Below are 14,323 nucleotides of genomic sequence, written 5' to 3' on the forward strand. Positions count from 1 at the left end.
CATTTCATTCCAATCTTGTATGATTTAGTTGTTGTGTATTTACATTTTTACTGATCCTACGGTCATGCCCTTGACATACATCTTCTGCATGAACGGGAAGGCAAGCAGGATTGGAATGACCGTAATCAAAGCCCCTGCCATGAGTTCATTCCATTTCTTGAATGAAGATGAATCCAGATACATGAGTCCCATCGGTAACGTAAACATATCCCGGCTATCCACGATGATCATCGGCCACAAAATATTGTTCCAGCTTCCGATAAAGTTCAGAATCGCAATGGTTCCGATGGCTGGCAACGCCAATGGCAGATAGATTCTGTAGTAGATTTTGAAATTGTTGCATCCATCCAGTACGGCGCTCTCGTATAACTCATGTGAGATTGTGCGGAAGTAACTGGTGAATAGGAAAATGGCGAAGGGCGCAGCACCATTAATCATGGGCAGAATCATGCCAATATACGTGTTTTGCAGCCCCAGATTGGTCATGTTGATATATAGCGGAATCAATGTGGTTACACCTGGAACGAGCAGCAAGGCAATAAACGTGTAGTAGATAAACTTTTTGCCCCGATAGACAAATTTGGCAAACGAATAGGCCATCATGGTATAGATGAGAATAACGCCTATAATCACGACTGCACTTACGATCACGCTGTTGATGAAAAACTGATAGAAGTTCAATTTGTTCCATACGTCACCAAATGTGGACCACAATGGTGCAGCTTGTGGAAACGGACTCTGTGGATTGGCTAGTGCATCCTGTGATGTCTTCAGCGAAGTGCCGATCATCCAGACAAAAGGATACAGGCAGGTCAATCCGTACAAGATTAGAATGATATGCTTAATATATTTGACCATGTGCTCCTCCTTTTAGATGTCTGCCTTGAATGAGCGAATACTGAATATAGCAATGGCACCTGTAATCAGAAATGATACCCAGCCGATAGCGCTGGCCAGACCATAATCATTGTTTAGAAAAGCTGTACGGTACACGAGCGTACCAATAACCTCCGAACTGCCAGCCGGTCCGCCGCCTGTCATGATGAACACATTCTCAAAGGCCTGAAAGGCTCCGTTCACCATCTGAATGACGGCAATAAGCGTGATTGGCTTCAGTAACGGCCAGGTAATTTTCAATATCATGGTTGTTTTCTTGGCACCATCCACACTTGCTGCTTCATACAGTGTCGGATCAATGGAAGTCAGACCAGCGTAGTACAGAATCAGCGTTCCAGGCAGACCGCCCCAGATTGATGTCAAAATAATACCGAGTAAAGAAGTAGACGAACTCCCCAGCATTCCACCAGGTACAGCAAGGAAATCCAAGCCCATCCATAAGAAGAGTGAGTTGAATGCTCCACTAGGTTCAAACAAACCTTTCCATACATAAAAGATAGCTACGCCAGATGCGATCATCGGCAGAAAATAAATCGTCCGGTACCAAGTAGCTGCCTTCGTATTTTGCAGCACAAATGCCAGCACAAGTGCGATTGGAACGACGACCACAACCTGTGAAACCGCAATAATCAAATTGTGCAGAACGGCATTATAGAAATTCCGGGTTACGATCGGATCATCACCGAGCAGGAACTGACGAAAATTCGCCAGACCTTCAAACCTTGCGGTGGAAAAATCGATCCCGGACCAGTTATAAAAGCTGAGCATGATCGAGAATCCGACCGAATACACGCCGATGGCAAGAAACAAAAGCACGCCAGGCAGTAAAAAGAGATACGGCATCCACTTATTTCGACTTTTTATCATGATCAATCACCTTTTGCTCTCAATTTGGCAATCGACAGCCCCTTACGGGGCTTGCCAATTGCTTTGATGTTCTAGTTCCCGCTCGCTTTCAGACTTTCCATGGTGTCGTCGAACTTCTTGGCGACTTGTTCAGCAGTCATCTTTTTCTCGATCATGGATTGCATGGACTGAGCATACACTTCCCACTCTTTGTGCTTGCCACGATACGTATTGATTGCTGGTGAAGCTTGACTGTAAGGACCAGGTTCGGCAGCGAATGCATCTGAAATTGATTTCAGGTTCGGGTCCAGATCATTTGCACGATCGCCCAGATTCAGCGCAGGTACTGTATACGCCGCATTAGCAAAAGCAACAGCAGCATCCGGATCACCGGTCAGGAATTTAATGAAATCGAGCGCTTCAGCCTTGTTCTGCGAATCTTTATTTACTGACAACATCGTTAACGTGAATGGATCAGTCGTCCAACTGTTAATTTTCGATGCTTCAAGCGGCGGTACCGGGAAGGTGAAAATATCGTCAGGACTCATTCCCATAGCCAGCAGCGTAGACATTGTGAAGGAACCACCGAGATCGAAAGCGGCTTTGCCAGCAGCAAACGCCTGGTCTGCTCCATCAATATCCGTTGACAAAATTCCCGGCATAAGCAGATCTTTGTTTGCCAGAGTTTCCATCGCTTTCACTACCGGCAGATTTGAAGGGTCGCTTAGTTTGGACTTTCTTTCGAGCAGATCGATATAGCCTTGAGGTTCGTTCAGCATGATGGACAGTGCCGAACCGGCCCAGTTCTCCCACAGATCAGGCAGCTTTGCACCAAACACAAGCCCAGGAGTACCTGTTTTCTCTTTGACAGTCTCCATCATGGTGACGAACTCTTCCCACGTTTTGGGCGCTTCGGCTGTCAGCCCTGCTTCTTCGATCAGCTTCTTGTTACCATAGAAGGTAAAGAATCCTCCGATATCAAGCGGCAGTCCGTAGAACTGTCCAGTCTTCAGTGACTTTTGAATTGTGGTGGCATTCTTATCTTCTTTCCAGGAATCAACCTGGCTCTGTGTAACAATGATCGGGTCCATTGCAGCACTGTAGTAGCTGTTCAAAAGATCATCACTCACTTCACCAGACAGCTCGAGCACCGAGTTCTCGATGGAATCCCCTGCCGTTGCCCACCAGTTCACGATATCCGGCAAATTTTTGGAGTTGGCTGCCGCCTGGAATTTTTGGCGATACGTATCATCTGGTGTAAAGGTCTCGAGTTTTACTTTGATTCCTGTTTTCTCTTCATACAATTTCGCAGCTGCTTCAATCCCTGGCGTGTAAGCAACCTTCCACGTCCACATCGTCAGCTCTTTACTCGTTTTGGGTTCCGTCCCCCCGGACTGCGCATCACCGCAAGCGCTTACAATGAGTGAGAAAACAGTTAACAAAGTAACGATCATGCCTGCTCTTTTTTTCATCCCGCAACCACCCTTATCTTTAATTTTGGATCGTTTCTGGCTTAATGAATATTCCACGACAACAAATTGGCGTTAAAAACCGCTGCACCCCCTTTTTAAATTAAAGAACACTTGATAAAAAATTCGTAGCATAGATAAGATTGTGAAGGCTCGTTGGAAACGCTTTATCCAACAAACTTTAAAAACAATATAAACAACATACTTTTACTTGTAAATGTTTATTTTTAGATACAACCTAACAGGGTGTATTCTAATAAATTGTTTATTCATAAGGTTTTTTTATCATATTTGTTCGTAATTTCAATCTTCTTGTCTTACTCACTTGTTATTGATTTTTAGCACTTGTATATGTTGTATTAATATAATATATTTAGAACGAACTAATAGTGAATGGAGATAAAATGCGATGGTTAGAACCTTCAAGCCAATGTACAAGAAAATCGAGACTTATATCATTGACCAGATTCGAAGCGGAAATTGGAAACCGGGCAGCCGAATTCCTTCCGAAAATGAACTGGCTGAACAATTCAGTGTGAGCCGTATCACGGTGAAAAATGCCCTTACTGCTCTGGTCGATAAAGGAGTGGTCTACCGACTTCAAGGCAAAGGCACCTTTGTTAACGATCACAGCCCCGAGGAGATTCATAACATCACATCAGCGGTAAAAGAGCAGCTCACAGCACCAACAATCGGCTTCCTTCTCCCCCGTCTCGACAATCGTTTCACCGCCAATCTGCTGAGCGGAATTGAGGACACCCTTTCAGAGAATGGCTATCAATTGTTATTTGCCAAGACAAATGATTCACAAGAGACGGAGATTCTCAAAATTCAGGAAATGAAACAGGCTGGGGTCAGAGGACTAATTATCTATCCCGTTGAGGGTGAACACTATAACAATGAGATTCTTGCGCTTACGCTAAATCGCTTCCCTCTTGTCCTTTTGGACCGCAATCTAAAAGGGGTGGAGACCAACTCCATCAGCTCGGACAACCATGAGGCAGCTATTCAGGCGGTTAAGCATCTTTATGAGCTTGGACACAGTCGAATTGGCTTTATTTCCACTCTTGCTGAGGGGACATCAAGTATTGAGGACAGATTGCATGGGTATGAGAAAGCCTTGGAGGACCGTCATATTCTGATTGATCGCAGTATACAGATGACACGTCTGGCCATGAGTGACAGCGATGAAGAGGTTATCATGATGATTCAGAAGTTTTTACAGGCAAATCCGCAGATGACGGCCCTTCTGTCTTCCAATTTCAGCCCTCATGTTATTCAAGCGGCGATGCAGATGGGGATCTCTGTACCGGAAGATTTATCTGTCGTGTTCTTCGATGATGTCGAATTTCCGGAGTTCTGTATCATTCCACCCACGGCTGTTGTCCAGCAGGAACTTGAACTCGGACGAGAAGCGGGCAGAGTTATCCTGAAACAAGTGGAGAATCCAGGCAGTGAGTATCTTCAGGTTAAGTTACCCACGATGCTTATTCCCAGACAGTCAACAGCAAAGGCCAAATCATAGCTACCGTTACTTGGTATTTAACAGGATGCCTTTACTGAAAACGTTTATATTTATAGTAATCTATTGAGAGTCCACCAATTACGAAGAAGGACCCTTCCATTTCAGAAGGGTCCTTCGATTTATGTGAACCATGACTATTGTAAATTTGCGGAAATAACATCCTTCCAATGTTTATTCGTTCCTATTTCAGCATGCTTTCCAACAAAGGCCATTCTTGCCTCCGAATCATTCATTAATTGATATCTCATCCAAGCTGTCAAATAACCCCTATGCTGCCCACCATCCTGCTCTATCGCTGTATGTGCAGCTCCTTTAGCCATGGCCATTAAGACCGGTAGATCCGGATTGGTATTCTCCAATGCCAATTTGTTGGAATCTGACGGGGAGATGATAAAATCTCGGGTTCCCCCTATAACAAAAAATGGTACCTTCAGCGCTGATGTATCATACACATCCTCTGGATCACAATATTTTAGATCAGGCAGAGCAATCGATACAACCGTTTTGATGAGATCCCCGTTCTCAAAATTCGTATGAGCGTTAATCACACCCGTTGATCCCTGCGAATGCCCTGCCGCACCGACCCGATCTTTTTGAATCCTGTGATAGAACGGGCTGACCCTCGCTTCATTTTCATTGAGCATATATTCTATCGCAGCCATAATTTCTTTTCCTGTACCCGTGGTTTGGCTATATGTATCGATGACAATAAATCCCCAACCGGCCAGGTGTCTTAACAACTGATCATAATTGTCAGGTAATGCCCCCGTTCCATTGCCCCAAGCGATGAGTGGGTGCAAGACATCCGTTGATTGCGGAGAATAAACCCTGTAGAGCTTCTCGCCTTGTTTGTCCTTGATCTCCAGTGTATCTACCTTGTACGTGCCGGATAGAGCATATTTTTTTTCAACACTTCCGGCTTCGAAAGTAGCCGATACCGAATTTACGAGGATGAAGGATAGTACGCAAAATGCAGCGATCAAAATACCGACAACACCTGTTATCCATAGAAACCACTTGCTCCGAATTACTCTTTTCACTTGTGGCATACAATCTCCTCTCACATTAAAGCGGTATTCGTACGTAAAACATACCACAGGTATAGCGCTTTTTGTTTAGAGATATTTTTGTTACATCAACCTTTCCGCATTTCATAATAAAACACCCACGAAAAACTGAACATGTCTTCATGAAAAGCCTTCGATATGATGTTTCTTAGTTAATGGTCAATACTCCGAATGTATGGCTTGCAATATTAGAAAACGTGCGCCTCTGGCACAAATGTATCCCTGGTTAATTATTACTTCGGCTCCAAAGATAATTTGATCAGTGAATCTATTAAAATGATTCTGAGTAGCTTTCAGCATACCTTTGATATACTCGATGAATTATCCATCCCCGCCCGAAATCGTTTAAAGCAATTCTTAATGGATTATTTACAAGTCATCCGTGAATATCCCGAATTGTTATCCAGAATTATTCTTATGGGTTCAGCAGACTACTCATCTCAACAAGAGTACGGCTCATTTTTAAATTTAATGGGGTTCCCCAAAGTTCAAAATACGTTAAAAGAGATAACCGGTGAACAAGAACCGGAACGATTGATCACAATGATGACGCAAATTTTTGGGGCCCTTTTTCTCCCAGCACTTATGAGTCCTATTCTGGAAAAAGGAGCTTCTGTAAAGATTGCTTCTATAGATGCACAAATAGACTTGCTCTTTGAAAGATACTTTCATTAAAAAATAATGATGGAGGTGATTCAGTTGAACATGTTAAGAAAACATTGGCAGGACTTGGGATTGATTGGTTAAGCTTTATTGCCATACTCCTGCATCAATTTGAAGAATACCGATGGCCGGGTTACTTTGCAGGTTTGTTTAATAAAGTTCTGTTCCAAAGTAAGACACCTGAGAGATATCCGTTAAATCAGCAGTCAGCCATGATTATTAATCTGATTATCGCCTATGTGTTTTATTTACCGCCTGTATTCTTCCCTTCCGTTGTATGGTTGGGTTTGGCCCCTATATTAATGGGATTTTTCCAGATTATCTGGCATGGCATCTTCGCTAATATAAAGGCAAAAAGTATATATAATCCCGGATTATTTTCAGCGATATTTCTGCATTTGCCAATTGGAATCTGGTACATTAAAAGTGCCTATGAACAGAATATGTTAACAACAATAAATTGGATTTGGAGCACCATTTATTTTATCGTAGCTGTCTATGTTTTAATTGTTAAAGGCAACATGTGGCTGAGAAACAAAAGCTCCATTTACCCATTTTCACAGAAACAATTAGGATCTTATACTAAAAAATAAACCTGTGAATTCAATATAAAATAAACGCATCGAGTCCATGGACTCGATGCGTTTACGTTTCTCTTTTGAAATGATTAAATTTCAAACTTGAACTTTTCTGAAAAATCCTGAAGACGTGATGCCATGCGAGCAAGATAAGAAGCTGATGAACTGTTTTCAAGACGTTCATTTAAGTAACTTCCTGCACTTCTATCCCATTGAAAAGAAATGGAGCATTCATTAAATATTCTCTGATACACGCTTGTGCGTACGGCTGCTCATCAATTAATCGTGATGCTTCTCTAGGATCGGAAGAGTGGTGGCTGTAATTCTCAATTATGCACTTGATAAAGAAACTTTCCAGAACATCAACATAATCTCTTGGCAGTGTCCTTACACTTTCATAACCTCTGATGAACTCCAAACGTTGTGCGGGGAAAAGCCCTAATATTGTGTTTGCTATATCGTAAAGATAATATCCGTAGCCACATCGGCCAAAATCAATTGGATTAGGTTGTTCATCGTTGAATACGATGTTACCAATATGTAAATCTCCGTGGATGATTCCGTAATGCTGTGGATTCTGATCCAAGTCTGCAAGTTGGGATAATATTTTATGGGATGCTTTCTGATACGTCTTCCATGCCTGATCGGATAAAAACCTTGTGTAATAACGTCTCAGTTTGGTCATATCAACTTTAAAACTCTCTTCTCCCCATATGGGACGAGAAAAATCAACAGATGGTACAAAACGGGTAGTTGCTTCATGGAGTTTTGCGGCCATAGAGCCCATAAGGTATGAACAACGTTCATTAACCTCATTTCCATCCATATGCTCTCCGTCCACCCAATTCATCATCGTGATATAAAAGTACATCCCCGCTTCTTCTGCCTCCATGGACAAAACATACGAGCCGTCGCGACTCGCCACACCCTGAGGTACGTGGAGATCACCGGATGTGCCCAGCGATTGAAGCAAAGTAAGTTCTGAACGGATAGCCTCTTTACTTAGCCGATTGGAATGAATGCGAAGCAAATAGCTTTTCGATGAAGCTGTATCGATCTTGTACGTGATGGTATCTGATACCTGAATGAAATGTATACAATCCCATGCTAATTCATACTGATCTAATGCCCTTAGACATACACTTCTCGCCTGAACGAGCAAACATTCGAGTTCTTCATGCGTCCCATTTTGAAAAAAAGTCATCATTGTCCTCCTCATTCATCATCCGCAAGCGAATCTAGATGTACAACGAATTATACAGAACAGACCATTGGGGGCGTATATAACAAACGATTTTAAAACATTTTTTACACAGGATGCTGTTCACGAAGGTCATTTCCAATACAAAAAAAGCCCGGTTCATCACCGGGCCTACAATCAAAAGTATAAAGTTGTATTTCAATTATATTTTTATATACTTCACCCATTGCTCATACAGTTCAGTCTCATTGCATTGAAAGATCCCTTCGAAATTTAGAGGACTGCGGATTAGTTTGTTCAATGCATCTACTCCGTATCGCTCAACCACAAATTCCACCATCATATAAGAGAACTGAAAACCTTTCATCGTTTCAAAATCCCACGTATCGTTATTTAATTCATCAAAAGATGGAATCGACTGGTTACGAATATTATCTTCCGTTGAACCTTTAATGAAATCTTGGGACATCTGTTTAGCTTCATATCCACCAATGCCCTGTCTTATCCATTTGGGAGCTGCAGGATTAATGTCGCTGATTAGCCACATGGCGAACAAGTGGACTGTGCCTTTCAGAATGGATTGATACGTATGCTCCGGTCCCGGGTTCAATGGAGAGACAATTTTCAGAGTACGCCCTTCATATGTGCCCATAAACCAATTCGGGGCATCTGTTTCACCGACAGCTTGATGGAACGTTGGCAGGTCAGGATAAATTTCAATAACTACCTTTTGTGAGGGATGATGTTTATATTTGGTCGACACTCGTTCAACACTATTGTTGAGCTCATCGAACAAATCTTGATGCACTTTCGACGTACGATCATTCGTATCTTGGTTTTCACCTTTATTTACAATGGAAATCAGGTCTTGAATAGACATGATGGCAATATCCCCCCACTCTTTCAGTTCTTTTCTTAATTTCTCCAAAGCCCGGTACAGTCTGTTCTTTACTGCGCTTTCCCGTCGTCCAACAATCTTGGATATTTCGGGCAAGGTGCAGTCAACGAAAAAGCGTAATGCAATAATTTCCTGATCAATTTCATCCAGCTTTTGTAACGCAGAGCCAATATCAATTCGAATATCAACATGTTTCGTAAATTCAAGAGAGAGCGATTGTGATTCATAATCTGTAAAATCATAAGGAGATTCTTTTTGTCGCGATAACCTGCGATATTCGTTCTTCACCGTGTTCTGAGCAATCTTAAAGATCCAGGTGAATAAATTAGAGCTTCCTTTAAAGTTGTGAATATTTTCGACTGCTTTCAAAAATACCTGTTGGGTCAAATCATCTGCAACCAACGGGTTCAATTTCAGTGAGAAGTATTTGCTGATTCGTTGACGATACTGCTCATACGCGTTCTCAAAGATGGTGATGCTTTCCTGTTCATCCGGATAAACAGGTTTCGTGTCATGAGCTCCTGACATGGTGGGGAACCTCCTCTTGATTTACATTTAATTAGACACCGGAGGAAGCGAAAAAGCCACGCAAAGGGAAAATTTTTTTCGCTTCTTCACCTCTTTAGTATGAATTCTGATTTTATGAAGATGAAAAACAAACAAAGGAAGCCGATCACACTGACCGGCTTCCTTTGTTCTTTTCTTTTATGGAAACATAAATTAGTCTTTGCTTATCTCAGCGATGCGGGCAGCTTTACACCGAGAAGTTTACCCTCCGCCTGTATTATAATCATACCGTCTGTCTTCAGCGTCGCTTCGTGTAAATCTGCCCCGGTGGTTACGCGAAAGACCGGTGTAGTAGTCAACATATTAATCCCGAACATTGTTCCGTTACGCTGCGTCCGATACATTCCTTTGCCGTACACGCTAATCTGAGCAACTGGTGCGTCGCCATACCATTTGGTTTCCTGTCCATTCACCAGCTTGATGCCTGCTAGTTCACCCGTTGTTTCATTTTTGTATATCAGCCTTTCCTGCACGATACCAAGCGACAGCCCGTTTTCTTTATAAAAAGGGCGCGGATAAGTCCGAAGCGGATCCGCATTAGCTGCATATTTGTCAAAGTTGTATTCCGCTACCCGATCTCCTTGTTCAATGTATAACTTTCCATTGCTTGCAAATACACTCCCATACCCATAGTCATATGGTGGATCACCGTTCATTTTCCAGTTGTATTCAAGGCTCCCCTTTTGTACGCCAGTTTTGAGGTTATAGGCATTCACACTCACTTTACGTTCCGGTTTTGATTGATATTCTGTCAGTTTGGAAGAATGATAATCAACCGAATACACGAGACCGTCTTTAATTTGAAGTGCTTCTCCTTGACCGAAATCGTCCCACAACTTTTTGCCTGTCTTCTTGTCATATGCATTTAGTTGAATGGACGTAAGTGCTCCCTGTACATAAAAGGTTCGAAGCACGACGCCATTAGATTCCTCCAGGTAGTCGGTACCGTTTCCTTCACCAAGCGACTCGTCAGCCCTCCACTTCAGCTTGCCCGTCTTCATATCAAATGCAAATGTTGTACTGCCTTGGATAATATAAAGCGTATCGCCCGTTGGAACTAACATTTCTGTACGATATCGTGTATCGATCCAGATGGATGAGCCTGATTGCCATATCGCTTTTCCTGTCTTCGCGTTCAAAGCATAAGGCTTATGATCCCCAGTGAGACCGTAAATGACGTTATTATGATAAACAACATAAGGCGTTAATCCTTTTCCGTAAGACCATAGCCGTTTGCCTGTCTTTGCATCCAATGAGATCAGTTTGCTATCAGCGAAAGTGAATACCTTCCCCTCTTCTGCTACTGCCTGATGACCAATATAAGGTTCGTTCATATTCAAATAATTGTCCACTTGTGCAGTCCAGGAAGGCTTAAGTTCGGGTACCGATATCCCCATATAGGAATACCAGTTGCGTACCGAAACATCAGGTGCGTCTGCATGTGCCTGAGACAGAATTACGGCGTTCCCCCCCAGAGTAAAAAGCCCGACAGCTGTAAAGCTTGCGACGATACATCGGAATAGTTGACCTTTTAAATTCGTAAACCGTTGATTCTTTTTCGTTTTGAGCATAATACCCTCCATTGTAATGGTTTCTACATTAGTTACCTTAATAGATGTGTATTTCTAGAGAGCTATCGTACCTATAATCTTTATGAATATAACGCATTGAATTGCTTAATAGTTACACTCTTGTTAAACGATTCAAATTGATTTCAAAACAAAAAAGCCGCCAAATTGGCGACTCCTAATTTCAGTGGGATGAAGCTTTTAATTGAGTCTGCATGAAGACCAGCTCCTCAGCCAACTTCTCCAGACGACTTAGTGCTTCAGTATCCTTAATGTTATTCTCAGCATCAAAATGATCACTATTCAGATATACATAGCTCGGGGCGACATAAGAGCGGAAAAAGCCGGCAATCGGTTTTAATTGATTTTCCACTACCAAATAATGCTGATAGGTGCCCCCGGTTGCTATAAAACCCATCACTTTATTGTAAATGCTCTGCACAGGTAGAAGGTCGAATACATTTTTCAGTACGCCTGTCAGAGAAGATTGATAAATGGGTGTGCCGATCACGTAAAAGTCAGCATCAATCAATTTTTGGACCACCGACTGGGTGTCTTCATTATAATCCTCTAATTTGCGTCCATCGCAAAATTCTATCCCTTTATAATCTCTTAAATCTATGAGTTCAACTTCAATTTCTGGATGATTATTTTTTACGAATTGGAGCACAGCATCCACACCCACTGGTGTCTTTGATCCAATCAGTGACCCGGACAATCCGATTAATTTCACAACATTAACCTCCAATGATTTCTTCTTCATCATCAAACGATTCCACGTTTCCCAACACACATTCCTTCATCACATGAAGCATACTGCCTAGGGTGATTTTTTCTAACTGCTGCATTAACTGTTGTTCACTTTCTATGAAAATGCTTGCGAGCTGAATATCTACCTCTGCTGGACGACAACACTTAGCTCACTGTTCATAGCAGCCTACTCTCCCAAAATAATGACTTCCGTCTCCAATTCAATATTAAATTGATCACGTACTGTTTTTTTAATTAATTTGATTAATTCTAAATAATCCTCTGCAGTGGCGTCATCTGCATTAATGATAAAACCAGCATGCTTCTTGGAAATTTCCGCTCCCCCAATGCGAGTGCCTTGTAAATTACACTCTTGAATGAGTTTTCCAACATAATGTCCCTCTGGACGCTTGAATACACTTCCGCAAGAGGGAAATTCAAGCGGTTGTTTGGATTCCCTTTTAAACGTTAAATCCTGCATGGTACTAGAGATGATATCCTTGTTCCCTGGTTTAAGCTTAAATTCGACTTCAAGTATGATGTATTGATCCGTTCGGAAGATACTGTTTCGATAACCAAGCTGCATGTCATCTCGGACCATGTTAATCAGCTCTCCATTTTTAGTAACCACTAGCGCTCGCTCAACGACCTCATCCATCTGACCACCGTAAGCTCCCGCATTCATATATAAGGCGCCACCTGTACTTCCGGGTATTCCACATGCAAACTCCATACCTGTTAAGCCGTTATCCAAAGCAGTACGTGACACATCAATAATGTTGGAACCGCTCTGCGCTACAATCTTGTCACCATAGACTTTAATCTGATCAAATTGGCTCAGAGAGAGCGTTATTCCACGCACGCCCTGATCTTTGATAATGACATTTGATCCTTTTCCAATGACCGTCAGAGGTATTTGATGTGTTTTTGCAATGTTAATCACGTTAACAATTTCTTCTTTCGTTGTAGGATGGATAAGTATGTCTGCTTTACCACCAAGTTTTATATACGTGTGGTCTTTTAATGGCTCATTCCATTTCAATTTTTCCAAAGGTATGTGATTTTCAAAAATATTCATGACATTCTCTCCCTGAGTTGAAAAGACATGATTGCACGATCGGCGAATAGAAAGCTCCTTCATTGTATGTTTAATATGAGATATTGGTTGAAAATATTCCGACATCCTGACAATTAATCACATTTTTTGACCTCACCACGATAATTCGCCATTCGGAAGCTGGCCCCGCATCCACATGAAACTTTTGCATTAGGATTATTCATGGTGAATCCCCCTAACATTCCACTTTCTTCGTAATCAATCTCAAGTCCTTCAATATATGGAACCGTATTGGTGTGAACCAATATACGAAACACACCTTTATCTAATAAAATATCCCCTTCTTCTTGCTGTTCATCTACAATAAGGCTATAGGATAAACCACTGCATCCCCCCTCATCCACCCCGACCCGAAGGAAAGAATTCTGGGTATCCGCACTTGTCAGGATTTCAACGATTTTTTCTGCTGCTGCTTCACTGACCTGAATCATTGTTATACCTCCTTGGAGCGTATTTTTGGCTAACTTGTTGTTTTTCAAACGCAGCCCATTAAAATCTTAATGATTTCTTCAGGACTCGTATATGCATTAAAATAACGACAACCTGTTGATTGCAGATGGAAAGGAATATCCATAAGTTCCAGCGATCCGCTATACAATATCACTCGATATTTCTCGGGAAATTGTTCTATAAGCAGCTCGATATTTTCCATATTCATATCTACGATGATCACAGAATTATCCGGAATTTGATCCATGTTACCGATCACATCACGAGTAGCGTCCAGTACATGTAACGACGGCTCGGTTTGAATCAACAAACTTATACTTTTAACAATGTGATGCGTATCTGATAGGATTAACACATGGTTCATTCAGAAAACCTCCGGATAAAATGATGGCAATCGTAGGATATTCCATTGCGTTAAATCATGTTTGTAGTGAACCATTCCATCAAACAGGGTATGAAAGCAGCTAGAGCGGCCCCTTTGGGTGTAAGTTCATACATGATCTGTATGGGATGTGTCAGGGCTTTTCTCTTCACCAACTGATCATTTTGAAGATCTTTTAATCGTTTGGAGAGGATCGCTTCTGAGATGGAAGGCACATTTTCGTAAATTTCGCTGAATTTCTTAGGACCTTGCGAAAGAGTACATAGGATATGGATCGTCCATTTCGTCCCGATAATACGATAGGCTGTGAAAAGTTTCTCGGTATCCGAAGTCAACATCGTACCA

The 14,323-nt window shown here is 42.0% G+C and carries 14 protein-coding genes and 1 pseudogene; 3 read left to right on the forward strand and 12 right to left on the reverse strand.

Going from position 1 to position 14,323, the window contains the following annotated elements:
- Positions 1-39: 39 nt before the first annotated feature.
- The 3 genes from G3352_RS05030 to G3352_RS05040 form a co-directional block, all read right to left on the reverse strand.
- Positions 40-858: a carbohydrate ABC transporter permease gene (locus G3352_RS05030; protein WP_062319098.1), complete on the reverse strand. Its 819-nt coding sequence runs from the start codon at positions 856-858 to the stop codon at positions 40-42.
- A 12-nt stretch (positions 859-870) separates the two neighbouring features.
- Positions 871-1,764, reverse strand: coding sequence for a carbohydrate ABC transporter permease (locus G3352_RS05035; protein WP_024631712.1), 894 nt, complete (start codon positions 1,762-1,764; stop codon positions 871-873).
- A 71-nt stretch (positions 1,765-1,835) separates the two neighbouring features.
- The gene (locus G3352_RS05040; protein ID WP_163754500.1) at positions 1,836-3,215 is read right to left on the reverse strand and encodes an ABC transporter substrate-binding protein; all 1,380 of its coding nucleotides are present in this window, start codon (positions 3,213-3,215) and stop codon (positions 1,836-1,838) included.
- Positions 3,216-3,621: 406 nt separating this feature from the next.
- On the opposite strand from G3352_RS05040, the gene G3352_RS05045 reads away from it, so the two are divergent.
- Positions 3,622-4,737 (forward strand): GntR family transcriptional regulator, encoded by a 1,116-nt coding sequence (locus G3352_RS05045; protein WP_205524703.1) that lies wholly within the window; start codon positions 3,622-3,624, stop codon positions 4,735-4,737.
- A gap of 134 nt (positions 4,738-4,871) precedes the next feature.
- On the opposite strand, the gene G3352_RS05050 is transcribed toward G3352_RS05045, so the two are convergent.
- Positions 4,872-5,786 (reverse strand): poly(ethylene terephthalate) hydrolase family protein, encoded by a 915-nt coding sequence (locus G3352_RS05050; protein WP_205524704.1) that lies wholly within the window; start codon positions 5,784-5,786, stop codon positions 4,872-4,874.
- A 222-nt stretch (positions 5,787-6,008) separates the two neighbouring features.
- Here G3352_RS05050 and G3352_RS05055 point away from each other — a divergent pair.
- A pseudogene (locus tag G3352_RS05055) lies at positions 6,009-6,479 on the forward strand (TetR/AcrR family transcriptional regulator); the annotation flags it as partial.
- Between the two features lie 44 nt (positions 6,480-6,523).
- Entirely contained in the window at positions 6,524-7,060 is a 537-nt protein-coding gene (locus tag G3352_RS05060) for an HXXEE domain-containing protein (protein ID WP_205524705.1), read from the forward strand.
- A 169-nt stretch (positions 7,061-7,229) separates the two neighbouring features.
- Here the strand turns inward: G3352_RS05060 and G3352_RS05065 are convergent, their stop codons facing one another.
- The 8 genes from G3352_RS05065 to G3352_RS05100 all read right to left on the reverse strand — a co-directional run bounded on the left by G3352_RS05065 (position 7,230) and on the right by G3352_RS05100 (position 14,316).
- Complete coding sequence (locus G3352_RS05065; RefSeq protein ID WP_345940718.1) at positions 7,230-8,264, reverse strand: phosphotransferase enzyme family protein; 1,035 nt, start codon at positions 8,262-8,264, stop codon at positions 7,230-7,232.
- A 184-nt stretch (positions 8,265-8,448) separates the two neighbouring features.
- Complete coding sequence (locus tag G3352_RS05070) at positions 8,449-9,672, reverse strand: RNA polymerase sigma factor (protein WP_163754508.1); 1,224 nt, start codon at positions 9,670-9,672, stop codon at positions 8,449-8,451.
- 203 nt (positions 9,673-9,875) lie between these two features.
- A complete protein-coding gene (locus tag G3352_RS05075) occupies positions 9,876-11,282 on the reverse strand; it encodes an outer membrane protein assembly factor BamB family protein (protein WP_163754511.1) in 1,407 nt (468 codons plus the stop codon).
- Between the two features lie 181 nt (positions 11,283-11,463).
- Positions 11,464-12,012, reverse strand: a complete 549-nt coding sequence (locus G3352_RS05080) for an NADPH-dependent FMN reductase (protein WP_079344508.1) — start codon at positions 12,010-12,012, stop codon at positions 11,464-11,466.
- A 204-nt stretch (positions 12,013-12,216) separates the two neighbouring features.
- Positions 12,217-13,107, reverse strand: coding sequence for a UDP-N-acetylmuramate dehydrogenase (gene murB, locus G3352_RS05085; protein WP_163754514.1), 891 nt, complete (start codon positions 13,105-13,107; stop codon positions 12,217-12,219).
- Positions 13,108-13,220: 113 nt separating this feature from the next.
- A complete protein-coding gene (locus tag G3352_RS05090; protein ID WP_163754517.1) occupies positions 13,221-13,577 on the reverse strand; it encodes a HesB/IscA family protein in 357 nt (118 codons plus the stop codon).
- A 44-nt stretch (positions 13,578-13,621) separates the two neighbouring features.
- A complete protein-coding gene (locus G3352_RS05095; protein ID WP_163754520.1) occupies positions 13,622-13,960 on the reverse strand; it encodes a hypothetical protein in 339 nt (112 codons plus the stop codon).
- 50 nt (positions 13,961-14,010) lie between these two features.
- Positions 14,011-14,316, reverse strand: coding sequence for a winged helix-turn-helix transcriptional regulator (locus G3352_RS05100; RefSeq protein ID WP_163754523.1), 306 nt, complete (start codon positions 14,314-14,316; stop codon positions 14,011-14,013).
- Positions 14,317-14,323: the final 7 nt, after the last annotated feature.

Origin of the sequence: Paenibacillus sp. ALJ109b, assembly GCF_010747435.1 — a bacterium.
In the GTDB taxonomy this organism is placed as follows: domain Bacteria; phylum Bacillota; class Bacilli; order Paenibacillales; family Paenibacillaceae; genus Paenibacillus; species Paenibacillus taichungensis.